19 protein-coding genes and 1 other annotated feature are annotated in these 24,239 nt (G+C 49.6%); of the genes, 6 read left to right on the forward strand and 13 right to left on the reverse strand.

What is annotated here, in order from left to right; all coding sequences use genetic code 11:
* Nucleotides 1-70 precede the first annotated feature (70 nt).
* From WFK81_RS15365 to WFK81_RS15380, 4 genes are all read right to left on the reverse strand, one after another.
* Complete coding sequence (locus tag WFK81_RS15365) at nt 71-979, reverse strand: carbohydrate ABC transporter permease (protein ID WP_336787267.1); 909 nt, start codon at nt 977-979, stop codon at nt 71-73.
* A gap of 15 nt (nt 980-994) precedes the next feature.
* Nucleotides 995-1,951, reverse strand: a complete 957-nt coding sequence (locus WFK81_RS15370; protein ID WP_336787268.1) for an ABC transporter permease — start codon at nt 1,949-1,951, stop codon at nt 995-997.
* A 161-nt stretch (nt 1,952-2,112) separates the two neighbouring features.
* Nucleotides 2,113-3,636 carry a response regulator transcription factor gene (locus tag WFK81_RS15375; RefSeq protein ID WP_336787269.1) on the reverse strand — a complete coding sequence of 508 codons (1,524 nt, stop codon included), beginning with the start codon at nt 3,634-3,636 and terminating at the stop codon, nt 2,113-2,115.
* Entirely contained in the window at nt 3,629-5,416 is a 1,788-nt protein-coding gene (locus tag WFK81_RS15380) for a sensor histidine kinase (protein WP_336787270.1), read from the reverse strand. The genes WFK81_RS15375 and WFK81_RS15380 overlap by 8 nt, the downstream gene beginning before the upstream one ends.
* 169 nt (nt 5,417-5,585) lie before the next feature.
* On the opposite strand from WFK81_RS15380, the gene WFK81_RS15385 reads away from it, so the two are divergent.
* Complete coding sequence (locus tag WFK81_RS15385; protein ID WP_336787271.1) at nt 5,586-8,408, forward strand: glycoside hydrolase family 3 protein; 2,823 nt, start codon at nt 5,586-5,588, stop codon at nt 8,406-8,408.
* Nucleotides 8,409-8,548: 140 nt separating this feature from the next.
* On the opposite strand, the gene yicI is transcribed toward WFK81_RS15385, so the two are convergent.
* A complete protein-coding gene (yicI, locus tag WFK81_RS15390; protein ID WP_336787272.1) occupies nt 8,549-10,864 on the reverse strand; it encodes an alpha-xylosidase in 2,316 nt (771 codons plus the stop codon).
* 489 nt (nt 10,865-11,353) lie between these two features.
* Between yicI and WFK81_RS15395 the strand changes: the two genes are divergently transcribed.
* From WFK81_RS15395 to WFK81_RS15405, 3 genes are all read left to right on the forward strand, one after another.
* Nucleotides 11,354-12,238 carry a helix-turn-helix transcriptional regulator gene (locus tag WFK81_RS15395; RefSeq protein WP_336787273.1) on the forward strand — a complete coding sequence of 295 codons (885 nt, stop codon included), beginning with the start codon at nt 11,354-11,356 and terminating at the stop codon, nt 12,236-12,238.
* A gap of 398 nt (nt 12,239-12,636) precedes the next feature.
* Complete coding sequence (locus WFK81_RS15400) at nt 12,637-13,272, forward strand: pyridoxamine 5'-phosphate oxidase family protein (RefSeq protein ID WP_336787333.1); 636 nt, start codon at nt 12,637-12,639, stop codon at nt 13,270-13,272.
* Between the two features lie 21 nt (nt 13,273-13,293).
* Entirely contained in the window at nt 13,294-13,887 is a 594-nt protein-coding gene (locus tag WFK81_RS15405; protein ID WP_336787274.1) for a YdeI/OmpD-associated family protein, read from the forward strand.
* A gap of 129 nt (nt 13,888-14,016) precedes the next feature.
* On the opposite strand, the gene WFK81_RS15410 is transcribed toward WFK81_RS15405, so the two are convergent.
* The 3 genes from WFK81_RS15410 to WFK81_RS15420 all read right to left on the reverse strand — a co-directional run bounded on the left by WFK81_RS15410 (nt 14,017) and on the right by WFK81_RS15420 (nt 17,206).
* Nucleotides 14,017-15,012 carry a tryptophan--tRNA ligase gene (locus WFK81_RS15410; protein ID WP_336787275.1) on the reverse strand — a complete coding sequence of 332 codons (996 nt, stop codon included), beginning with the start codon at nt 15,010-15,012 and terminating at the stop codon, nt 14,017-14,019.
* Between the two features lie 50 nt (nt 15,013-15,062).
* Nucleotides 15,063-15,321: a binding site (T-box leader), on the reverse strand.
* Between the two features lie 55 nt (nt 15,322-15,376).
* Nucleotides 15,377-16,210 carry a nucleotidyltransferase domain-containing protein gene (locus WFK81_RS15415; RefSeq protein WP_336787276.1) on the reverse strand — a complete coding sequence of 278 codons (834 nt, stop codon included), beginning with the start codon at nt 16,208-16,210 and terminating at the stop codon, nt 15,377-15,379.
* A gap of 99 nt (nt 16,211-16,309) precedes the next feature.
* Entirely contained in the window at nt 16,310-17,206 is an 897-nt protein-coding gene (locus WFK81_RS15420; protein ID WP_336787277.1) for an alpha/beta fold hydrolase, read from the reverse strand.
* A gap of 123 nt (nt 17,207-17,329) precedes the next feature.
* Between WFK81_RS15420 and WFK81_RS15425 the strand changes: the two genes are divergently transcribed.
* Nucleotides 17,330-18,028, forward strand: a complete 699-nt coding sequence (locus WFK81_RS15425) for a helix-turn-helix domain-containing protein (protein ID WP_336787278.1) — start codon at nt 17,330-17,332, stop codon at nt 18,026-18,028.
* Nucleotides 18,029-18,057: 29 nt separating this feature from the next.
* Here the strand turns inward: WFK81_RS15425 and WFK81_RS15430 are convergent, their stop codons facing one another.
* Genes WFK81_RS15430 through WFK81_RS15440 form a run of 3 tightly spaced genes read right to left on the reverse strand, consistent with a single transcriptional unit; the run spans nt 18,058 to nt 20,026 of the window.
* The gene (locus tag WFK81_RS15430) at nt 18,058-18,957 is read right to left on the reverse strand and encodes a DMT family transporter (RefSeq protein ID WP_336787279.1); all 900 of its coding nucleotides are present in this window, start codon (nt 18,955-18,957) and stop codon (nt 18,058-18,060) included.
* A gap of 26 nt (nt 18,958-18,983) precedes the next feature.
* Complete coding sequence (locus WFK81_RS15435) at nt 18,984-19,658, reverse strand: LrgB family protein (protein WP_336787280.1); 675 nt, start codon at nt 19,656-19,658, stop codon at nt 18,984-18,986.
* Nucleotides 19,655-20,026, reverse strand: a complete 372-nt coding sequence (locus tag WFK81_RS15440; protein ID WP_336787281.1) for a CidA/LrgA family protein — start codon at nt 20,024-20,026, stop codon at nt 19,655-19,657. The genes WFK81_RS15435 and WFK81_RS15440 overlap by 4 nt, the downstream gene beginning before the upstream one ends.
* Before the next feature lie 109 nt (nt 20,027-20,135).
* Here WFK81_RS15440 and cidR point away from each other — a divergent pair, with 109 nt between their 5' ends.
* Nucleotides 20,136-21,026 carry a cidABC operon transcriptional activator CidR gene (gene cidR / locus WFK81_RS15445; RefSeq protein WP_336787282.1) on the forward strand — a complete coding sequence of 297 codons (891 nt, stop codon included), beginning with the start codon at nt 20,136-20,138 and terminating at the stop codon, nt 21,024-21,026.
* A gap of 52 nt (nt 21,027-21,078) precedes the next feature.
* Here the strand turns inward: cidR and WFK81_RS15450 are convergent, their stop codons facing one another.
* On the reverse strand, nt 21,079-23,589 hold the full coding sequence (locus WFK81_RS15450; RefSeq protein WP_336787283.1) for an S-layer homology domain-containing protein: 2,511 nt from the start codon (nt 23,587-23,589) through the stop codon (nt 21,079-21,081).
* A 229-nt stretch (nt 23,590-23,818) separates the two neighbouring features.
* Nucleotides 23,819-24,139, reverse strand: a complete 321-nt coding sequence (locus WFK81_RS15455) for a hypothetical protein (RefSeq protein WP_336787284.1) — start codon at nt 24,137-24,139, stop codon at nt 23,819-23,821.
* Nucleotides 24,140-24,239 lie beyond the last annotated feature (100 nt).

Below are 24,239 nucleotides of genomic sequence, written 5' to 3' on the forward strand. Positions count from 1 at the left end.
CTCCTATATATTTATGAAGTCCGTATTGTATTAACGGGTTTCCCCAAGAATACCGCTTCTAACCATCAGATCAGCCTTTTACGGCGCCTAATGTCATGCCTTTAACGAAATATCTCTGCAAGAAAGGATAAACAACCAAGATCGGTACGGTTACGACGATCGTAATCGCCATTTTGACGGATTCCGGGGAAACCGACGACATCATTTGCGTCATGTTCGAGTTATGGATATCCACGTTATTGCCGGAAGTTGTACTTTGCAGTACCTTCATCAGCTCGAACTGCAGCGTAGTCAGCGATGCTTTGGAACCGTTGTAGAGATAAGTATCAAACCAGGAATTCCATTGACCAACGGCAAGAAACAGAGCGATTGTTGCGAGCGCCGGCTTTGCCATAGGAAGAATAATGCGCCAATAGATCGTAAAGTCATTCGCGCCGTCGAGCTTGGCCGACTCTTGCAGCGCATATGGAATGCCATCCATAAAGGAGCGGATGACGAATACGTTAAACGCACTTACGAGACCAGGAAGGATGTAAACCCAGAACGTTCCCATCATGTGCAAGTCGCGGATCAGGAAGTAGACCGGAATCAGACCGCCCGATACATACATGGTCAACGCCAGGAAAACGGATACGAACTTGCGTCCCTGGAAATCCGGCCGGCTCAGCGTAAACGCGAGCATCGAAGCACTGATCAAACCTACTACTGTACCGGCTACCGTACGTAATACGGAGATTTTGAAGCCGGTAATCAAGCCGCCGAAGGAGAAGATTACTTTATAGTTTTCCGTGGTAAAATCACGCGGAAAAATCGTAATCCCGCCTCTTACGCTGTCTACCGAATCGTTAAATGAAAGAGCAAGCACGTTCAGGAACGGATACAAAGTGATGATCATTACGAAGATGACAAATACGTATACGAACACACTCAGAAGCCGGTCTGACAGAGGCGCGCCGCCCAGCAGTCTTTTTGATGTCATGGCTCACACTCCTCCCTACATGATGCTTTCTTTCGTAATTTTCTTAAACAGTCCATTTGCCGCAAACAGAAGAATAATACTAACAACCGAGTTGAAAATATTAACCGCTGTACCAAACGAGTAACGGCTCATCTGCAAGCCGTATTCAAGCGCATACAAATCAAGAACTTGCGAGTAGTCGCGAACAAGATTGTTGCCAAGCAGGAACTGCTTCTCGAAGCCGATCTGGATCAAGTGACCGATCGACATAATGAGCAGGATAACAATCGTTGAACGAATGCCCGGCAGCGTAATGTGCCAAATCTGGCGGATTCGATTCGCTCCGTCTACCTTTGCTGCCTCATACATCTCTTGGCTGATGCCTGCAATAGCCGCCAGATAGATGATGGTGTTCCAACCCATCTCTTTCCACACATCAGAGATGGTGACAATCCCCCAGAAGTAATGCGGCTTCGCCAAGAACTGAATCGGCTGATCAATTAAACCAAACCACATCAGAATTTCATTGACTGTACCGTGGTCGGCCGATAGCATCTTGGATACGATACCCGCAACAACTACCCAGGATACAAAGTGAGGCAGATACGAGACGGTTTGGGCAAACCGTTTGAATGCCATGCTGCGAACTTCATTAAGCAGAACCGCGAAGATGATCGGTACCGCAAAGCCTGCGATAATTCCCATAAAGCTCATCGCCAGCGTATTTCTCATAACAAGATAGAACGTATCGTCCTGGAACAGCATTTTGAATTGGTCGAAGCCTACCCAGTCCTGCTCCCAGAACGATTTGGCCGGCTTGTATTTCTGGAAGGCCATTGTCCAGCCCCAGAGCGGATAGTAACTAAATACAAACACCCAGATTATGAAAGGCAGCGACATCATGTATAAGTATTTGTTTCGGATAGCTGTTTTCCAAAAGTTTCTCTCTTTTTTTCGCGTCTGCTGCTGAACGCTAGTTGTGACCGCTTTCATCGGTATCCCTCCTGCCTTATGCATTCATGATAACGGATACATGGCAGATCTCGGTACCCAAAGGATTTGGCATAAAATCATATAAAAATTAGTGTAAGCGGATTCACCATATCAAAAAAACGCATGATTTTCTCCGGGTGAGAGAAAACCACGCGTTCCTTTTAGGAATCTTTCTTTCGATAAACAGACGGCGAAGAGCCTACATACTTGCGGAATTTGCTGTGGAAATAGTCAACGTTTGCGTATCCGACCATCTCTGCAACCTGATATACCTTCAGTCCTTGCTCAAGTAATATTTTCGCTTGTTCCATCCGTACTTTATCCAGATACGTGTTGAAGTTTTCCCCTGTAACCTGCTTAAACAGCTTTCCGAGATAAGCGCTGTTATAGTTAAACAATTCGGCTAGCGTCTCCATTTTCAGGTTCTCCTTGTAATTCCGGTGAATCAGGTCGATCATGCGATTGATCTGCTTGTCCGCGGACGAATTGTCGAGAGCGTCGGCAATCTGATCGATAATAGCCGCAGCGAGTCTGGTTAACGAGTTGACCCGGTATTCACGGAAAAGCTCCGGTATGCGCTGCCGGTAATCGCGGACCGGAAGCTCCGGCCGCTTGGACGCAAGCTTATCGAGGACGACCGACACAAGCTCGACGAATGCCGCTTTCATCTCGGCTTCGCCAAATCCTATAGCTTTCATCGCTTCCGCGGATTCCTCGATCTGCTGCCGGATCGCTTCCCTATTGACAATCTCAAGCGCCAGGTAAAGCTTCTCCGCCGTTCCGGCCAAGTCCGCCTTGGCATCCCCATTGCCTCCCGGCAATTGAAGATCCTCCGTCATAATCTGTCCGCTTTCCAGGAAGAACCTGTTTTTCATCCGTTCAAGCGCTTTTTTATAGATAACCGGAATATCCGCGTTACACGCTGCCTTGCCTCCCGACACGACGGTAAAATCCGAAGCCAATTCTTCGCAGGCATCGGCAATCGTCGCATACATTTCCCGGCGGAATCGCTCATTGTCCAGACCCTTGTTCAGCAGGATCAGCAAATACGGCTCCATCGCGACAGCCAGACCCGTGCCGGATTGCTCCAGCCGCTCGGATAACCTGCGTTTAATCTGGGCATGTCCGGCTGTCTCCTCTTCGTTCCGTTCATGCGTCTTAATGAGAAGCAGTTCGAACTCCTTCCAATCCAGCGAGGCCGACAGTTGAGAAATGTTTGAACCCGTGCTTCCTTCGGCTAGCAGCCGCTTCAAATCATCCTCCGCAGTCCCTTGACGTTCGTCCAAGCGCTTCCGACGGGTCTCATACTCAAGATCCAGCTCTTTCCTCAGCGATTGCAAGTATTCCATCAGCTCGTCCTCGTCAACGGGCTTCAGCAAATACCCGTCAATCCGCTGGACAATAGCCTGCTTGGCATATTCGAAATCCGCGTAACCGCTTAGGATCAATACATGCATCGTGCCGCCGTTTTCACGGATCGTTCGGATCAGCTCAAGGCCGTTCATCTCCGGCATGCGGATATCCACGATAATGAGATCCAGCTCATGCTGCTCGCATTTCTGCAGGGCATCCTTGCCGTTGGCTGCGGTGTCTACCACCTCATAACCGAGGCTCTCCCATTCCAGCAAAGTCCGAAGACCTTCCCGGATCATCGGTTCATCGTCTACAAGCAATACTTTATACATATAAATCCTCCCCAAATGGTAAGGTGAAGGAGACCTTCGTCCCTATACCCGGTTCACTCTCGTAATGAAGCCCGTGCTCCGGCCCGTACGTCAGCTGCAGTCGTAAATGAACATTGCGCAGACCAATCCGGTTGTTCTCTGCATCCTCTGTTTCGTTCAAATGCTGGGTAAGCTTATCTATTTTCTCGCGGGACATCCCCGCTCCGTTATCGATGACGTCAACCCGGACATAATCGCCTTCCCTTGCTGCCCGAACCGTTACCATGCCGCCCTCCATCTTGTTCTCGAAGCCGTGAATAACGGCATTCTCGACAAGCGGCTGAATAATAAGCGGAGGAATGGACACTCTTTCCACAGCCGGATCCACATGAAGCTCGTAGGATAACCGGTCCTCGTACCTGAATTTCTGAATATCCAAATAGCAGCGGACAATATCTATCTCATCGGCAAGCGGCGTAAGCCGCTGGCTGACCTCGATGCTGCGCCTCATTAGCTTGCCAAGCAGGCGGACAACCTGCGAGATCTCCTTTTCCCCTTTCAAATGGGCTTTCATCCGGATCGATTCCAGCGCATTAAACAGGAAATGCGGATTAATCTGGCTGGCCATCATTTTCAGCTTGATTTCGTTCTGCTTGGCTTCAAGCAGACTCTTCATCTTGTTGGATTCCTGGACTTCCTCGACGAGGCTATTAATGCTCGACACCATGGAATTAAACTGCCTGGACAGCTGTCCAATCTCATCCCTGCCGTCAATCTCCATGACGATGTCCAGCTTGCCGGTCGCAACCTTCGTAATATGCTTGCTCAAGCGGAGCATCCGCTTCGTAATAATCGTGGATACGCCTATAATCAGGAAGATGGCAATAATCAAGCTGATTGAAATAACCGTTAAGGCAAGCGAATTAATCCGATTCGCATCCGCTACAATCGTATCAACCGAAAATACGGAAATAATGCGCAGCGTATTTCCGCTTGCTTCGGGTATCAAGGGCTCTATCAGGACGCGCGAGGCTTGACCGTCAATATTCGCGGAGTACATACCGCTCTTCTCCTCCACGATACTTTGCTCGTAGTCAATTTCCTGCAGCGTTTTCCCCGCCCGGCCTATCCGGTTTGCGGCAACTATCCGGTTATTGTCGTCAACAATCATCGTCTCGAAGGATTCCTGATTCAGGATGCTGTTCAGCGCCTGCATATTAAGAGTAATGACCAAGACGCCGCTCGTATGGTTGCTCGAAAAGCTTATTCCGCGCACGAGACTTAAATAATTCCGCTTGTCCCGCTCATCCTCGAGATAATACCAATTCACGCCGCTGCCGGGTTTTAATGCTTTCGTATACCAAACGGTTTCCTTAATCGAATTGTCCGGCTGGATGAAATCCCAGTTGTTCAGCATGGTCGGATTTTCCATGTAAAACCGAATATTGGCGACTTCATCGTGCTGCTGCCGGATCTCGTTGAAATCGGTATATTCCCGGTATGCTTTAACGACCTCGTAGGTCGATTCGTATTTCCGGTTCGTCACCGCCTCCAGCCGGCTGTTCTCCAGACGGTAAGCGCTGTCGTAAGCCACATTCATGAGCTCGGTCGTCCTTGCTTTGACGCGCTGTACGTTTGTATGCGTCTGCTCCATCGCGTTATCCAGCGCCATATTGCGCAGCTCGTTTGTCAGAAACACGCCAACGATCAGAATTGGGATGAATGCGACTACGATACAGGATAGGATGAGCTTTGTTCTCAACTTCACGTTGTTAAGCAGGTGCGAGAACATCTGAAACATCTTGCAAGCCCCCTGTCACCATAACAGAAAAATTTGATTGCGTTTACATTCTAGGGGTTCAACCGCTAATTGTACAGGGATTTTATCTCCAATTTGTCGGGTATGAACGGTTGCGCCGGCATGTTAGAATTTTTGAAACCCCTTACAATTAAAGGAGCTGACTTTTGTCGTGACCCAACATTCCAAGCAGAACTATCCATTTCAAAACCCCGACCTGCCGCTCGAGCAGCGCGTTAATGATTTGGTTAACCGTTTTACCCTGGAAGAAAAGATCAATCTGATGTGCCAGTACCAGGACGAGATTACTCATCTTGGCGTTAAAGCCTACAAGCATGGCACCGAAGCGGCGCACGGCATGGCCTGGCTGGGCGAAGCAACCACTTTCCCTCAGCCGATTGGCCTCGCTTGTACCTGGGACAAAGACCTGCTGAAAAAAATCGGCAGCGTCATCGGCGACGAAGCACGCGGCTTCTATGCCCAGAATCCGACGCATAACGGTCTGACGTTATGGGCGCCAACCGTCGACATGGAGCGCGATCCGCGCTGGGGCCGTACCGAAGAAGCTTACGGCGAAGACCCGCATCTGACGGGCAAGCTGTCCGCCGCGCTGACCCAAGGCATCCAGGGCGACCATCCGTTTTACGTGAAAGCGGTCGCGTCGCTCAAGCATTTTATCGGCAACAATAACGAGATCAATCGCGGAGAATGCTCCGTCAGCCTGGACCCTCGCAACAAAAACGAATACTACCTGAAAGCGTTCGAAATTCCGTTCAAGGAAGGCGGAGCGCTGTCGATGATGACCGCCTACAATTCGGTGAACGGCGTTCCCGCCAACATCAATCCGGATGTGAACAACATCGTCAAGCGGGATTGGGGCATGAACGGTTTTGTCGTAAGCGACGCCGGCGACGTGCTGGGCACCGTCAACGATCATCATTACGTCGATACGTACAAGGAAGCGGTAGCTCTGACGATCAAAGCCGGCGTAGACAGCATCACCGACGATCATCCGATCTCGAAGCAGGCGATCCGCGATGCGCTGGCCGAAGGAATGCTGACCGAAAACGATCTCGATATTGCACTGCGCAACACGTTCCGCGTCCGCTTCCGCCTTGGCGAATTCGATCCGGCAGACCGCAACCCGTACGCGGCAATCGACGAATCGGTTATCATGAAGCCTGAGCATGCCAAGCTTGCCCTTGATGCCGTACGCAAAAGCATCGTGCTGCTCAAAAACGACGGCCTGCTGCCGCTATCCTCGGAAAAACTGAGCAAAGCTGCCGTTATCGGCCCGCTGGCGGGCATCGTCTACCGCGACTGGTACAGCGGTCTTATGCCATATTCCATTTCCCCATTCGAAGGCATCCGGAAGAAATTGAACGGTGCCCATCAAGCGGTAACCCTTGCAACGGGCAGCAATCGCGTGAAGCTTAAATCGCTGAAGAACGGCAAGTACGTCACGCTAGGAAGCGACGAGAAAAACTCGCTGTCCGCAAGCTCCCAAGGCGCAGACTCTGCCGATCTGTTCGAGACGACCGACTGGGGCTGGGACAGCCATACGCTCATCGCAGAGAACAACAAACTCTACCTGACAACCGACGATGAGAAAATCACCGCATCGTCCGAGCATATATGGGAATGGTTCACCAAGGAAGTCTTCCACGTCCGCCCGCAGCATGACGAGAACGTCGTGACCTTTACGACTTGGAACAATCGCCCCGTAACCGTAAATGCGGAGACCGGAGCCTTGGAAGTCCAAGATGGCGATGCGATTATTGCAGAGCCTTTTGCGGTTGAAAAAGAAACCGACGGCCTGCAGGAAGCGATTGCTGCTGCGCGCAACAACGAAGTTGCGGTTGTTGTTGTCGGCAACCACCCGCTCATTAACGGGAAAGAGACGATTGACCGCCCTGACCTGACGCTTGCCGCTTATCAAGAAAAGCTCATTCGCGAAGTCTACGCCGTTAATCCCAATACCGTTGTTGTTATTGTCGGCAGCTATCCGTTCGCCATGCCTTGGGTACAGGAGAACATACCTGCGATCGTCTATCTGTCGCATGCCGGTCAAGAGCTCGGCCATGCGCTTGCAGACGTCCTATTCGGCGATTACAACCCGGCTGGACGCGTCAACATGACCTGGTATGAGTCGGCTGACCAGCTTGGCGAATTTATGGATTACGACATTATCAAAAGCGAACGCACTTACCAGTATTTTGCCGGGAAGCCATTGTATCCATTCGGACACGGTCTGTCCTACAGCCGCTTCCAGTACGATGCTCTGGCGCTTGAGCAGTCTGAAGATACGGTTACCGTTAGATTCCGCATTACGAATACTAGCGAAGTAGACGGCGAAGAAGTGGTGCAGCTGTACACAAGAGCCTTGGAATCCCGCGTGAAACGTCCGCTCAGACAGCTCCAATCGTTCGAACGCATTGCGCTAGCTGCCGGCGAATCAAGGGAAGTAAGCTTCGAGCTGGACCGTTCCGCTCTCGCCTTCTGGGATGTGACCAGAAGCAAAATGTGCGTCGAGCAAGGCAGCTATGCGTTCCTCGTTGGCGCATCCTCCGGCGATATTCGCCTGGAAGGAGCCTTAACCGTTGCCGGCGAGACGATTCCGCCGCGCGATTTGTCCCAAGTTACTGCCGCCGTGAATTACGACGATTACTCCAATGTCATCATCAGCGACAATACCGAAGGCGGCGACAGCGCATCAACAACGGCTTCTACGGCATGGCTTCGTTACGATGACGCTTTGATTGGCGAAGAAATCTGCTTCTTCGAAGCAAGAGCCTTGTCTGCGAAAGGCGCAGCCCTGGAGATCCGCCTGGATGCTCCGGACGGTCCTCTCGCCGGCAGTCTCACGCTGCAAGCAGGCCCCGCCTGGCAGACAGTCACCGGATCGATTGAGCAAGCAGCCGGCAACCACCAAGTGTATCTGGTTGTTCAAGGCGAAGGCGAAACGAAGCTGAGCTGGTTCCGCTTCGGCAAATAGATATTGGTTAGCCCGGAGAGGGGAGTGAAACTCCCTTTCCGGGCTTTTTCTATTGCTGCGCGTATCTTTGTTACGTACGAATGGGCAAACAGCCGCTTGCTCTTTGGGAGCAAGCGGCCGGTCGCCTATCGTTTTACAACTTACAGTTTTACAATGATCTTCTGACCGGAGGTTGGAACAAGCTTCAAGCCTTCGGATGTTTGCTGCGAGTCAGCGCCTTCTACAGCCGCCGCTTGCTCAATACCGCGCAGAACGACCTGCCATGGCTTGCCTGTGCCTTCATAGCTGATTTCGATTGTGCTGCCTTTGCGAACCGCCGCAGCTGTTGCTTGCGGCTGACCGTTCAGATCATGGATAACCGCTTTTGCCGTTGCGCCGTCTTCCAGCTCGAACAGGTGCAGCGTTACGTTATCCGCATAGTCATAGTCCGGCTTTTGGTTGTTGCTGCCGATCGCAAGAAGCGTGTTCGGACGAACAAGCAGCGGAATCGAGCTGTAGCCGTGCTGTTCTTCCACCCATTTGCCGCCTTCAACCGTCGTGCCGTCGATCAGGCTGGTCCATCTGCCCGCCGGTACGTAATATTTCGCCGTACCTTCGGTATTAAAGATTGGAGCAACAAGCAGGCTTTCGCCCAGCATATATTGACGGTCCAGATAATGAGTCGTTGGATCTTCAGGGAACTCGAGAACCATCGCGCGCATCATCGGTACGCCCTTCTCCGTTGCTTCAACCGCATGGTTGAACAGATAAGGCATCAGGCTGCTCTTAAGCTCCGTGAAGTAACGAAGGACGTCAACGGACTCTTCGTCAAAGAGCCAAGGCACACGGTACGATTCGTTGCCGTGAAGACGGCTGTGCGAGCTGAGCATGCCGAAGGCTACCCAACGTTTGTAAATATCCGGCGGAGCTGTCCGTTCGAAGCCGCTGATGTCATGGCTCCAGAAACCAAAGCCGGACAGGCCAAGCGACAGGCCGCCGCGGAGCGATTCCGCCATCGAGTCATAGTTTGCCGAGCAGTCGCCGCCCCAGTGTACCGGGAATTGCTGACCGCCTGCCGTAGCCGAACGAGCGAACAGCATCGCTTCGTTTTTGCCGCGGTTCTCTTCCAACACTTCGAATACCGCTTTGTTGTACAGCTGTGTATAGTAATTATGCATTTTTTGCGGATCGGAACCGTCGAAGTAAACGACATCCGTAGGGATACGCTCGCCGAAGTCCGTTTTGAAGCAGTCAACGCCCATGTCCATCAGACGTTTCAGATGGCCTTTGTACCATTTCACCGCATCCGGGTTCGTGAAGTCGACAAGGCCCATACCCGCTTGCCATTTATCCCATTGCCATACGCTGCCGTCCGGTTTGCGGACGAGGTAGCCGTTTTCCATGCCTTCCTGGAAGAGAGGAGACTTTTGGCCAATATAGGAGTTGATCCATACGCAAATGCGCAGACCTCGTTCCTTCAGGCGGCGAAGCATGCCTTCCGGATCCGGGAACATGTCCGCATCCCACTCGAAGTTGCACCATTCGTATTCTTTCATCCAGAAGCAGTCGAAGTGGAAGACATGAAGCGGAATATTGCGCTCAGCCATTCCTTCAATAAAGCTGTTAACCGTTGCTTCGTCATAGTCCGTTGTAAACGACGTTGTCAGCCACAGGCCAAACGACCATGCCGGAGGCAATGCCGGTTTGCCGGTCAGCTTCGTGTAGTTGTCGAGCACATCCTTCAGCGTTTTGCCGCCTACGATGAAGTATTCCAGATGCTCGCCCGGTACGCTGAAGCCAACCTTCGATACAACCTCGGAACCAATCTCGAACGATACGCGTTCCGGATGGTTGACGAATACGCCATAACCTGCGCTGGACAGGTAGAATGGAACGTTTTTGTACGCTTGCTCGGAGCTTGTGCCGCCGTCTTCGTTCCAGGAGTCAACGACCTGGCCGTTCTTGATGAACGGAGTGAAGCGCTCGCCAAGACCGTATACTTGCTCGCCAACGCCAAGATCCAGCATTTCGCGGAAGAACGCTTTGCCTTGTTCTTGTACGTAAGCCGCAGCCTTTTGCGCTGTGCCCGTCACCTTGCGGCCGTTCTGGATGAATTCCAGTCCCCAAGTCGGCGATTTACGGATGCGTGCCTGCAGGCCTCCGCTTGTCAAGGTTGTGTATTGCTCGTCGTGTTCGACGGATACGCTATGATTTGCATCAACAAGAGTTTCGAATTCAGGGCCAACTTGTTTTACGCCGGCATGGTGAATCCAGCGAACTTTAATGACGTCAGGAATTGGAGAGCTGATCTCCGCTGTAAGCATCGTGCCGTTCAGCGTATCGCCTTTGATTACAACTGGCTTTGTTGCCATGTATGCCGTCAGCTTGCCGTTCTTTTCTTTCAATTCGCGAACGTCAACCGGATGTTGCATATGAACGCCTTCGCGAATTTGCCAATAACCATCGGTAAATTTCATGTTTGGGTTCCTCCTCAAATAATTGCGAAGCAATTATGGCTTCGTAAGCATCTGCTTAATGAATTGTGAAGCAATTCATACTTCGTAAGCATTCGCTTAATGAATTGCGAAGCAATTCATACTTCGTAAGCATCTGCTTAATGAATTGTGAAGCAATTCATACTTCGTAAGCATTTGCTTAATAATTGCGAAGCAATTATGGCTTCGTAAGCATCTGCTTAATGAATTGTGAAGCAATTATGGCTTCGTAAGCATTCGCTTAATAATTGCGAAGCAATTATAGCTTCGTAAGCGTTTGCTTTATGAAACGTCATAAAAGTCTTGCCTTGCAAGGATTTCTAGGTTGTTGCTAGCTTACTCAGTAGCTTCTCGTACCTTGTAAACGGTTATGTTATAATAATATTGTCTTATTCTCTTTAACTCTGCCTAAATATTGCTCATTATTATCACGATTTTGACATTAGCTATTTTTATTTGGGAGTTTTGGTTATGGATAAATCCTTGTTAAAAGAAGCTCGCAAGCATGGTAACCCGATCTATCCGGTTAGTCTGTACGAAATTACCTGTCCGGCTGATGAACCTCTACTCGATTTGCATTGGCATGACGAGCTTGAGCTGCTGCTAGTGACGGAAGGAAAAGCCGTATTCCGGGTAGATCTGCAGGATTATGAACTGCAAGCGGGAGAAGCAATCTTCGTTAATTCCGGCGAGCTTCATTCCGGCTATATTGTTGGAGAGGCACCATGCTCTTTTTACGCGGTTGTCTTCCATTCCAGCTTGCTTGGCAGCGGATCAATCGATTATTTGTTCGACCGTTATATTTCTCCCATTCTTGAGAGAAGATATGAGGTACCAGCCCATTTGCGCCGGGAGCCGGGTCCAAGCATGGAGCTTCTTGCGATGCTCGATCAGTTATTCGCGGTTCATCATAGCGAACAGGCTGCTTCGGAGCTAACGATTAAAGGCTTGTTATTTGGCATAATGGCCAAGCTGGTCACCTTGGGAAAACCGTCCGTGCGGGTTAAGCCCGAACAAGAAGGCTTCCGAATTGAACGGCTCAAGACCGTAATCGAATATATCGAGCAAAATTATGCCGAGCCTATACCTCTGCAGAAGCTTGCCGAGCTGGCAAGGATGAGCGAGTCGTATTTCTGCCGTTTCTTCAAACGGATGACAACCAAAAGCCCCATCGAATATATGAACAGCTACCGCGTCCAACAAGCGGCCAGCCGCCTTCGTCAGTCCGATGCCAAGATCATGGAAGTCGCGCTCGACGTTGGCTTCAACAGCTTGAGCTACTTCAACACCGTATTCCGCCAGCGCTTTGGCTGCACGCCGAGGGAATACCGGAGGCGGCTGCAGGAGAACGCATAGCTCGGAGCACCTTTTGGGGCTACTTCATGGCTCTTTACGATATGGCGTATCGTTAACGGGCTCCTACGTTCCTTTTATTGAAGGCTTTACGATGCCCCATATCGTTAAGAATTCACATATCTCTTCATAGAGAGCATTTTCGCGCCATTTCAGTGTTCTTAACGATGTTCCGTATCGTTAAGAACTCGACAAAGTCACTTTTAGCAAGGCTTGACGATGTCCCACATCGTTAAGCCACTTAATAAAGGGGCTGACTCGTAAGCCACAAAGCTTTCGGTCAGTCCCTTCTATTTATATACACTCATATTCTGCCACCAGCACTTCCTTCGAGTTCTACCTCGTAACCCCTTCTAACCTATGGTAAAATGATGGAATCTCCATGAGAGGGTGATTGCGTGTTGACAGGAATAGATCAAAGCCAGTTGATTACTTCCGAAGCGGAGCTTCGATCGTTAATCGGCTATCCGAGTGAGCTTGTAGAGCATAAGGTTATTTCCGTCATCGATTCTAACTGCCGCAACTACATTTCCAAATCTCCTTTTCTTGTTGTATCCACTGCGGATTCCCACGGGAATTGCGATGTATCCCCAAGAGGCGATGCGCCGGGGTTTGTTCAAGTTATGGATGACAAGCATCTGATTATTCCAGAGCGTCCTGGCAACAAAAGAATAGACACCTTGCGCAACATTTTATCGAATCCGCATGTCGGTCTTCAGTTCTTTATTCCCGGACTTGGAGAAACTTTAAGAATAAACGGCCGCGCTTACATAACCAAAGAGGAAAATCTATTAAAGCCATTGGCTGTAAAAGACCGAGCACCTCAAATCGGTATCGTCGTAGAGGCCGAGGAATGCTATATGCATTGCGCTAAAGCTTTCCTGCGCTCACAGCTTTGGAAGCCCGAAACGTGGCTCGACAAAGAGCGGCTGCCCTCCCCTGCCAAAATCATTTCCGAGCACGCCAACCTGGATGGATCAACGCCCGAGGTCATTGCCGCCCGGCTTGAGGACGGTTATAAGAATCGGTTGTATTAATCGTAATGAGAGGTTTTTCTAATGACAAACAGTACTTTAAACCGCAAAGTTGATGGTTTTATAAACAAGTCTAAGAAGTGGAAAGAAGAATATATCAAGCTGAGAGAGATCGTTCTTGAATGTGAACTGACCGAAGATTTCAAGTGGATGCATCCCTGCTATACGCATGAAGGCAAAAACATTTTAATCATCCACGGCTTTAAAGAGTACTGTGCCATTCTGTTTCAGAAAGGCGCTCTGCTCAAGGACCCTAAAGGCATCCTCATTCAGCAGACGGAAAACGTGCAGGCTGCTCGCCAAATCCGGTTCACGAATGTGGAGCAAATTATTGAAATGGAAGATATCCTGAAGGCTTATATTCAGGAGGCCGTGGAGGTTGAGAAATCCGGTCAGGAAATTTCCTATAAGAAGAATGACGAATATGCGGTCCCTGAAGAGCTTCAGGCTAAATTCGATGACCAGCCTGCTTTTAAAGTAGCGTTTGAAGCTTTAACGCCAGGCCGGCAAAGAGCCTACCTGCTTCATTTCTCCGCCGCCAAGCAACCCAAGACTCGCGAAGCCAGAATTGAAAAATACTATCAGCACATTCTTGACGGCAAAGGGTTGAATGATTAAGAAGAAAAACTCTACAACCTCATCAAGAGGCCGTAGAGTTTTCTTCTCTTCCGTAACTATCTAAGCTGTATGCGCAACGACTAGATTACCGTCCAAATCACCATAACAAGATATGGATGGCATCTATTTTCACCTGTATCTCCCCAACTTGTATTTCACCTGCTCCAGCAAGGGTTGTGCTATAGCTCTTGCTTTCTTAGCGCCTTCTCGCAGTATCTCATCAATCTGATCTCTGTTCGCCATGTATTGGTTATATTTCTCCCGCGGTTCCTCCAAGAAACGATTCATAACTTCATAAAGCTCCTGCTTGGCTCCCCCCCAGCTGATACCGCTTTGGAATTTTTCGCGTAACTCTTCGACTTGCTCATCCGCAGCAAACTCTTTATAAAGCAGATAAATATTCGATGTGTCAGGGTCTTTGGGCTCGTGCGGCGCGGTAGAATCGGTCTTGATTCTGCTTATCAGCTTCTTCAAGCTTTCGGCTGACTCAAACAGCGGAATGGTATTGTTGTAGCTTTTGCTCATTTTTCGGCCATCCAGTCCCGGAATCACTGCGGTTTGTTCATCCACGATATAGTCGGGCAGCTTGAAGGTCTCACCATAGTTGCGGTTAAAAGCTTCCGCCAGATCCCTTGCAATCTCGACATGCTGAATCTGATCTTTGCCGACAGGAACTTGATCCGTTTGAAAAAGCAAGATATCCGCCGCCATCAAGATCGGGTAAGTAAACAAGCCCATATTAACGCCCGTATCGGTATCCTGGCCCAGCTGCTCGTTCTTATCCACGATCGCTTTATAAGCATGAGCACGATTCATCAGACCTTTAGGCGCCATACAGGCCAGAATCCAGCTAAGCTCAAAAATCTCCGGCACATCCGATTGGCGGTAAAAAACAACCTGCTCCGGATCAAGCCCTAGAGCCAGCCAGGTCGCCGCAATCCCGTAAGACAAGTCGTTAAACTCATCCCGATTCTGAATAAACGTTAGACCATGATAATCAGCGATAAAATACAAAGCTGTGCGATCGCGATTTTTGGCCATTTGCAAGGCTGGCTTGATAGCCGCGATGTAATTGCCGATGTGCACTTTGCCTGTTGGCTTGATGCCTGTTAATACAATGCTCATGTTTCTGCTCCCTTCTGCAAAATAAAATAAAAAAGGGGCTCTCATCCTTGGAAAAGGACGAGAAACCCCGTGGTACCACCTTCATTAGCCCGATTTGCGCAAATCAGACTCGCTTTGACGTATCGACGCATGCTGGATGCTGGAATACGCGTCTCTTGTAACGACGAGACTTTCGCCAAAGCCTACTCAAAGTCTTTTTCGGTTTGGATGCTCAGAAGCCCACTTCGGCATAATCCCTACACTGATTCGCACCATCCATCAGCTCTCTGGAGTATTCGTTATGCGTACTCTCTTCATCATCGCAAGTTGGAATATCATTTTGTTATTACTTTTTTACAACAGAACGTACAGATTTGTCAAATACTTACTTAATAAGTTGTTCTGTTTCCTCAATGAGTTCCCGCAGCAGGTTCAAGGCGTTCTTCAAGCTATCCGGATCCTCTATAATTAAAGCGAAGATTTCATTTACTCTATAGGAATAACGGCGTGGTGCGATAGCGAACGAATCTACGATAGCTGATGCTCCTTTTTCATTCATCAGGTAAGTTTCATTAAGAGCAAACAGTACCTGATTCAAGCAAGCCACCGATCTGAAACAGCAACCAGCGATATAGGATAAATCGTTCTTGTAGATACCCTTGTATCCATTTTCGAGAGAAAAACCGGCCTCCCAGAAGAATCTTTGGATATTTGCTTTTTTCAAAACAATTGGATACGGAGTTGTTCTGCCTTTCAACTGTCCTACGATTCCCGATGGATCCCATAACACTTTGCATAACGCTATCTCGGCCAAATAAATCGAGTTCGCAAATCCATGGGGATGTCCCGGTTGATAATCAATCGTGATATCGCCCTTGAAGCACAGTTCGATTACTTGCGACACTTTGTTCTGATCCCGATACAGGAGGTCGACGGGAATACGATTGATTGTCAGCCAGCCCCCGCCATTAATCCATGGTCCCCATTCGCCTAATTCCGTCACAACGTTTTCTCTATGCTCGTCGTCCATTTCCGCAGCCGCTTGGCGAAGCTGCGGGATGTCCAGCCCCGTCTCGGAATCGTAATAGATACCGATATCCATATCCGAATTGGGATTTTCGGTTCCTCTGGCCCTCGAACCGCCAAGAACAATAGCCGTTACGCCTTTTATTTGTTTCAGGGTGTCAACTATATTCGAAATCGTGTTTTCAATATCCATGTTCCTCACTAACCCTTCAAGCAATTATGTTTTATTATAACGAGTTCCGTCATCCGCCTGAATGGAGAGTTTTTTTTAAACAAAAAAAAACGATACAGTTTATGCCTGTACCGCCTTTTTGTTCAGTAATTGTTCAAATGCATCGTTGAAATACTGCATTACGTATTTGGCGACATGACATTCAAAGGAAGAGTAGTCCGTCACCACTTGCGATGGATCCGCAATAAATTCGCGTATCCGTTCAAACGTAAATTGAGGCTGATCAATAAATAACGTATTGGTTGCGCCCGGAACTACAACCATGGAGGAATGCATCAACAGCTGGGAAGATAGAGCATTGGATGTCAAGGTGATCGAATCCTCGGAGCCGACCATGGCCAGCGTAGGATGGTCCAATTGCTCAAAATCCTTGTTAACCGGAGATTGCATATATAATTGCAATGTGTCAAAATACGTTGCCGGATCGACCGACACATACGCCGATATGATTTTCCCGTATAACGAACTGTCAGCGGACAGCTTGAAGACCCCGCTCACCATGCTCTCCGCCAGCGTCAGCATCGACCCTTTGCTAGTTAACCGCTTGCGGATATAGACCGCAGACTCGATCGTTTTTCTTTGCAGAAAGGCTGGCGTTGACAGCAAAATGAGGTTTTTCACCAGCTCGGCATGTTGGATGCTGAACTTCACGGCCAACGTCGCGCCAAAGCCGTGACCCAGCAAATGGACAGGCCCAAGCTCCAGCTGCGTCAGCAGCATACGCAAGTCCTCCATAAATAACTCCCAGCTTAGATCAGCATCTCCCCGCCGGGTGTGACCATGACCCCGCAAATCAAACGCTACAACCCTATATTGCTTACTGACGTAAGGCAGAATGGGCTCCCAAACCTCCTGGTTGAGCCCCAAGCCATGTATAAGAACGATGGTTTCCGAAGTGGAATTCTCATTATAAATCTGATAGTTGACCGGAATATCCCGTAATTGGATAAATGGCATAAAATCCTCCTACGACAATGAACTGAATCTATCATATCGCCATTATGGCTATCCGTCTGTTGACTTTAAGTCACATTGCGGATAATCTCAAAGGAGAATACTAGATTCTGGGGGCGGACTAACGTGGATATTCGCATCGAATTTGGACAAAGAATCAAAGAGCTGCGCGCCCGGAGCGGAATGTCACAGGAGCATCTGGCCTATCGGGCGGGTCTTGACCGGAGTTACATAAGCGGCGTTGAACGAGGGGAACGAAATGTGAGCATTATCAATATCGAGAAGATCGCCTCCGCCTTGCAAATCACCGTTGCTTATCTATTCTCGGGCGAACGCTTCTCTCCCAAGCAAGCCTATCAGCCGAAAGACTTCCTCGTTCCTTTCAAAGACCGGGTTCATTATACGCTTGATCCGGATAAAAAGCTGCTGTCGTTTCAGGTAAACGGCTTGGCATCGGGCAAGCAGGACGTAGAATACATGTCCAATATCGTGCTTGGCATTTGCTCCGCATACGGAAAAGACGAGCTTGACGTGCTGGTGGACCATCGCGGCATGGTAACCTCCGACGGTGAGCCAGTCGTTTATTCTCCCGAAGTCGCGGAAAGAGCCGTACAATTCCAGCAGGAACTTACCGCCTATAGTAAAAAGGTGCTTGTGCTCTGCAATTCTGAATTTATGGTCGAGCAGCTTAACCATGTAGCCAAGGCAAGCGGCATTTTCGATAAAGCGTCCCATTTATTCGACAAGGACAAGGATATGGTGGGAAAGGCTTATGAAACCTTCGATCTTCATGATCATCCTTTTATCCGGACTAATAACGGATAAGAACCGCCTTCTCAGACGGTTCTTTTTTATTATTCAGAAAGGACAGCGTTCGGGCGCCGCGGCCGATTCACGAGATAGATGCTGCCAAGCACCAGCACAAGTCCGATTAACAACGAATAAGTAAAAGGCTCATGCAGGAACATTGTACCGATCAGGATAGCTACAAGCGGAATCAGGAAGGTGAAGGACGCGACTTTGCTTGCTTCTCCCGAATCCATCAGCTTATAGAAGACGAGCCAGCCAAGCGCGATAACAAAGATGGAGATGAATAACAGGCTGAAGATAAATCGTCCGCTCCATTCCACCTCCGACCAGCTCTCGGTAACGGAACCAAGCCCGGTCATAAACACGCCGCCGATGATAAGCTGCATCGTTACAAGCCATATATTATCTACCTTGCCGCTGGACTTCTTCACGTAAATCGTGCCCAAAGCCCAGCTGAGCGCTGAGCCAAGCGCCAGCAAAATACCCGCTGCGGAAATATGCCCCGAAGCGCCGCTCGCACCGCTCGATATAACCCCTACGCCTGCAAAGCCCAGAACCAAGCCGATCACTTTTAACCCGTTCATCAACTCGCCAAGCCATAACCAGGAGAAAAGCCCGACTAATACAGGCTGAAGAAAAACGATCGCCGAGAACAAACCGGCCGGCAAATACTGAATGCCAATCGTCTGAAGCCCGTAATACAGCACAACGTTAACGACTGCCGACAAGAGATAGACCGGCCAAGTCTGCTTAAATCGCAGACGGCGGTATCTTGGAACCGCGGCAGCAAGGAGAAGTAGTCCTCCAAGTAACGTTCTAACGCCCGAGAACAATATAGGCGGCATATCATGAAGCGCATATTTGGAAAGCGGCCAGTTGATCCCCCATACCAGCACAAGGAAAGCGATGAGCAATACGGTTTGCCGCTTCGATAAGGTTTGCATGATGAGTATTCCTCTCTGATGATGCTTTAATGGCCTAGCAGGAGCGGTGTCAGAAATAACGTAATAACAGCCGTCAGAATCATCGATACGCTGGATACGGTGCCCGAGACGCTGCCAAGCTCAAACGCTTTGGACGTCCCTGCCCCATGCGCGCTTGTTCCAAGCAGAACACCGCGCGCAACTTCGTTGCGGATCTTGAACAAGCGGATAATGGGCGGTCCGACCAAAGAGCCGAAAATCCCAGTCACCATGACGGCAACGGCCGTTATCGTCGGAATGCCGCCAATGGTTTGGGAGACATTCATCGCGATCGGCGTTGTTGCGGAATGCGGGATAAGACTATAAACGATTTTGTCATTAAGACCAAGGCCTTGTGCCAGCCATAAAGACGAAGCAACGGCTGCCGCCGAGCCGGTTAATACGCTGATTATGATTTGAGCCGCATGCTTTTTGATGAGATCAAAATGTCTGGACAACGGAATAGCGAAAGCGATCGTTGCCGGCCCAAGCATATCCGACAGCCAATGCGCGCCTGCGTTATAATCGGCATAACTGGTTCTCGTCACCGCCAGCAGCGCAATAAGCACGACGGGTGTCACAATTAATGGAGATAAAAGCAAAATCGGTTTATAACGGTAAATTTTTTGGGCCAATATATAGACAAGAACGGTAATAAGAAAGCTTACGGCCGCAATAATCATCCGTGCCATTCCTCCTTGCGTTTAGCAACCTGCTGCGCGACCATTCCGCTGCATAACATGACGATAACGGTACCTAAGGCAATAACAAGCGCGATTTGAACGCCTTCGCTCATAATAAGCTGCTTGTAGCCAATAATGCCAACCGCGGGCGGAATAAAAAAGAGAAGCATCGTCGCAATAAGCCAATCCGAGCCGGACTCCACAAATTTGCGCGGAACAATTCTCGCTTGCAGTAAAACGAACAGGATCAGCATGCCCAGAATACTGCCGGGAACAGGCAAATGAAGCCATTCAACCATATGGTTCATCAGCCAGGAGAATACGATAAAGAACAAAACCTGAATCAATAATTTAACTGCGTAACGCATTACGGCCAACTCCCTTTAATGGAAGTGTACAGCAGCCTTTTTCATAGGTAAAATACATTTACAGAATGGTTTTCATTCCAATTATCTATGGATAAGGAGAAGCTCACGCTTGGATATAAGACACCTGCAATATTTTGTGGAAGCCGCCCGCTTCCAAAGCTTTACGAAAGCCGCAAACTCCCTGTATATTACCCAGCCGACCATCAGCAAAATGATCAAAAGCCTCGAGGAAGAGCTGGGAGTTGTCCTGTTCGAACGCGTCGGCAAAAAAATCGTAATAACCGACGCAGGATCGATTCTGCTCGAGCAAGCCCAACAAATGGTCCAATCGTTCGGCAATATGAACTCGCGGCTGACCGAGCTGATGGAGCTTAAGGTCGGCCATATCCGGATAGGCTTGCCACCTATGGTCGGGGTCACCTTCTTCCCACGCATTATCGGAAAGTTCCGCGAGAAGTATCCCAAAATTACGATGCAGCTGTTTGAGCACGGAGCTAAAAAAGTCGAGGCCGATGTAGGCTCGGGCGCGCTGGATATCGGAGTTATTCTGCTGCCGACTAATGAAGAGAAGTTCGAATCCTTCTGCTTCTTGCGGCAGGATCTTATGCTGGTTGTCCCTCCCTCGCATAAGCTCGCCAGCCGGACTGAAGTGCCGCTTATCGAGCTTAAGGAAGAGCCGTTCCTGTTCTTCCACGAGGAATTTACTCTGCATGACCGGATCATCGCCGAGTGCGAGAAGCTGGGATTCCAGCCGGATGTCGTCTTCAAGAGCACCCAATGGGATTTCATCAGCGAGATGGTAGCGGCCAAGCTGGGAATCGCGTTGCTGCCCGAGGCGATATGCCGGGAGCTCGATCAAGAGCGGCTGCGCATCATCCCGCTGACCTCGCCAAGCATTCCTTGGCATCTGGCCATGATCTGGCGCCGTGACAGCTACCTGTCGTTTGCTACGCGCGAATGGATTGCTTTTGCGCGGGAGGCGCTGCAGCAGGCGCCTTGAACAAAAAGAACACGGCTTCTATGCTTAGAAGCCGTGTTCTTTTTAAACTCTATTATTTTGCTGCCTCCGTCAAATGAATAGTAACTCTCCAGCCCCATTCCGTAATAAGCATATAATCTTCGCCTGGCTGGAAACCGGTCGTATCGAATGTATATTCTTGATCTGCCGCCTCATCGGGAATAACCACTTTGCCACCAAAGTTATTGTTAACTTCCTGCTCATATTCGTAGTTACCGCCCGGTGTATCGTCAAGAACAAAGTAAACCGTCCCGCCGTGAGTTACCTTAAAATGGATAACCGTTCCTACCGGGATTGTCATGCTGCTTTTTCTTTCGCCATCTACATAAATCAGCATATAGGAATCATGCTGATACGAAATCGTTTCATCGTTCTGGTCATCGCCATTCAAGGTTTCTAAAGTTCCTGCCGCAATTTTAAACCGTACCTCTCGCAGCTTAAACTTTTTCTCTGGCGTATACAGAATTTCGTTTCCGTTAATTTCCACGGCATCTCCCGCACTCAGCGGCAGAAATTCACCGTTACTGTCTTTTGTGGCTATTGTTATGGCCGCGCGGAGATCTTTACCTTCGACCAGCTTAACATCACGGTTGTACTCAATTCTGAACTTCTCCCACTCAAAGTTGGTCTCGGCACCGCCGCCCGACGAAGCAAGCGGAGTTCCGGCCTTATCCAAGATTGTAACCATTCGATGGTAGGAAGACTTACCCTCTGAATCAATGACAACCACGTACATCCAGTTGTTGAAGGTTAAATCGCTAGTATCAAAGTTCGCCGGAACATCCTTTTTCACTTCCATTTTCTTGGCTTTACCGGCATCTACCAAAGCATTCAACATTTCGGTATTTTCAAAATATTCATCCGTGAAGTAAGCTATCCCGTCGCGAGTACTTGTCACAGTTACGGGTTCGCCACTGATGACTCGATCCTTGGCAAGATCTATCTCAAAATAAATGTTTCCAGGATTGCTGCCGCCTGTATCTCCGCCACCGGTATTGCCGCCACCCGTGTTTCCACCGGTATTGCCGCCTCCTGTGTCGCCACCGCCAGTATTGCCGCCTCCTATGCTCCCGCCTCCAGAGTTACCTCCACCAAGCTCACCGCCGCCAATGCTGCCTTGACTATCCGTACCTGCAGGCTGCTCTTTTCCGCCAACGTTTACTTTGACATCAGAGGGAACGTTACTGCCTGTCTCCATTTTTTTCGGAGCCTTTTCCATGGATACGCCCGTTGAGTTGACAACCGCTTTCTCAACCGTACCTTCGCCGAGCATTTTGACAGCTGCGTTTAGTACCGCGTTAACAATGGTCGCATCCTTGTCTGCTTGCACGCTGGTTCCGGCAGCCGAATCAGCCACAACCATTTGATCAATAGATCCTTTTGGAATCTGAACAATAATGCTTTCCGCTTCAACATTGACGGTATCAAAATGTCCGGTCAATACAACGCGGGAGTTATTCGGCAATTGATTCGAAAGGGTTACTTTACTAATATCCACGCCTTCCGCCGCTTCCAATTTGGCGCCCGTTTGAACGGTGATTTCCTGAACGGTCGTTTTACCTTTCGCGACAATACGCACCGTACCCTCTGCTTTATTAACGATTACGGTAAGAATCACGGAATCTTCAAGGTGAATGCTGTTCTCGCCTCCGCCATACACGAAGGTTTTTCCATGAACCGTAACGTTTTTCAAATAAACATCGCCATTGCCGACATTTTTGCCAATAATCAGATCACCGGCAATATCCATGTTTTGGAGCGTAGTGCCGGCCGAATTTACGATAACGCTGCCGGATTGTTTCTGCACGCCTTCGGCAGGACCATTTACTCCCGCTTCCGTCCAGACACCGAATGTATTAAAAGCACGGTCGAGGATGCTAGCCGCTTCAGCGCGTGTAACTTGCTTGGCAGGCTTGAACTCTCCATCTGTGTATCCTGTGATAATACCTGCTTGCGCAGCGGAAGCAACTCCCTGCAACGCCCAGCCCGAGATCTTGCCGCCATCATGGAAAGATGCATTCGCAGCAGCTGCCGGAAGTGAAAGCAGTTTTGCTATTGTTAACGCTGCTTCCTCTCGTGAAATATTGGCACTGGGGCGGAATGTACCGTCCGTATAACCTTTCATGTAGCCTGTCTCATAAGCAATGGCTACATCATTAGCAAACCAATCAGCAGCAACTACATCCTTGAAATGAATCTCCGCTGCTTGACGGTATTGAAAAAGACGATTAATTAATGCTGCCCATTCTCCGCGCGTAATAGCACGCTCCGGTTCAAATTTCTGTGAGGTTACCCCGTTAATGACCCCTCTTGAGCTCCAACGGTCGATTGCCGATTTCGCCCAGTGGACGGACACATCAGCGAAGCTCGGGCTGGTGTCAGTCGCAGCCGGGGTTGCCGGGGTTGCCGGGGTTGCCGGGGTTGCCGGGGTTGCCGGGGTTGCCGGGGTTGCCGCGCTTGCCGGGGTTGCCGCGCTTGCCGCTCCTGCGAACAATGCTCCAATAGCAAGCAGCATCGCCAGCAAAAGACTTGTTACTTTTTTCATGATTCCCGCTCCCTATTTGGTTATTCTTACCTACTAAAATCACATCTATAAAAATATCACAGCAGATACTAAAGTTCTATAATTATTTTCAAATAATTAGGATGTTGTAAAAATATTAGTAATTGCAGTAAACACTTAAAAAGGCGATAGTTGCATCCTCATGGAAGCAACTATCGCCTTTACTATAGATTTACACACAATCTATCAAGCTAAATTTAAATATCTTCAGTTACCTTCCGCTAACCCGATGTCCTCCCGGAGGCGGGCCACCTGGTCCGCCTAAGCCTCCCGGTCCACCTGGCCCGCCAAGACCCGGACCGTGACCGCCTGGTCCCATCCCAAATCCCGGTCCAACTCCAGGCCCCCATCCAGGTCCGCCCCATGGCGGACGCGGAGGTGGTCCCCATCCCCACCATGGCGGACGCGGCGGCGGCCCCCAGCCCCATATTGTAGGTTGCTGCCATCCCCAAGGTTGCGGCGTGAACCCGCCTGGCGGAAAACCACCTGGCGGAAAGCCTCCCGGAACAAATGTCCGATTAGATTTCGTCATTTGAAATTACTCCTTTATCAGAAAAGTAATTTAATGCCTGCGTTAGCGTATGCCAGTACCTAGGGGTTGGTATAGGCAACCGTACACCTTCCCGGGAATA

The organism is Paenibacillus sp. MMO-177, from assembly GCF_037147795.1.
In the GTDB taxonomy this organism is placed as follows: domain Bacteria; phylum Bacillota; class Bacilli; order Paenibacillales; family Paenibacillaceae; genus Pristimantibacillus.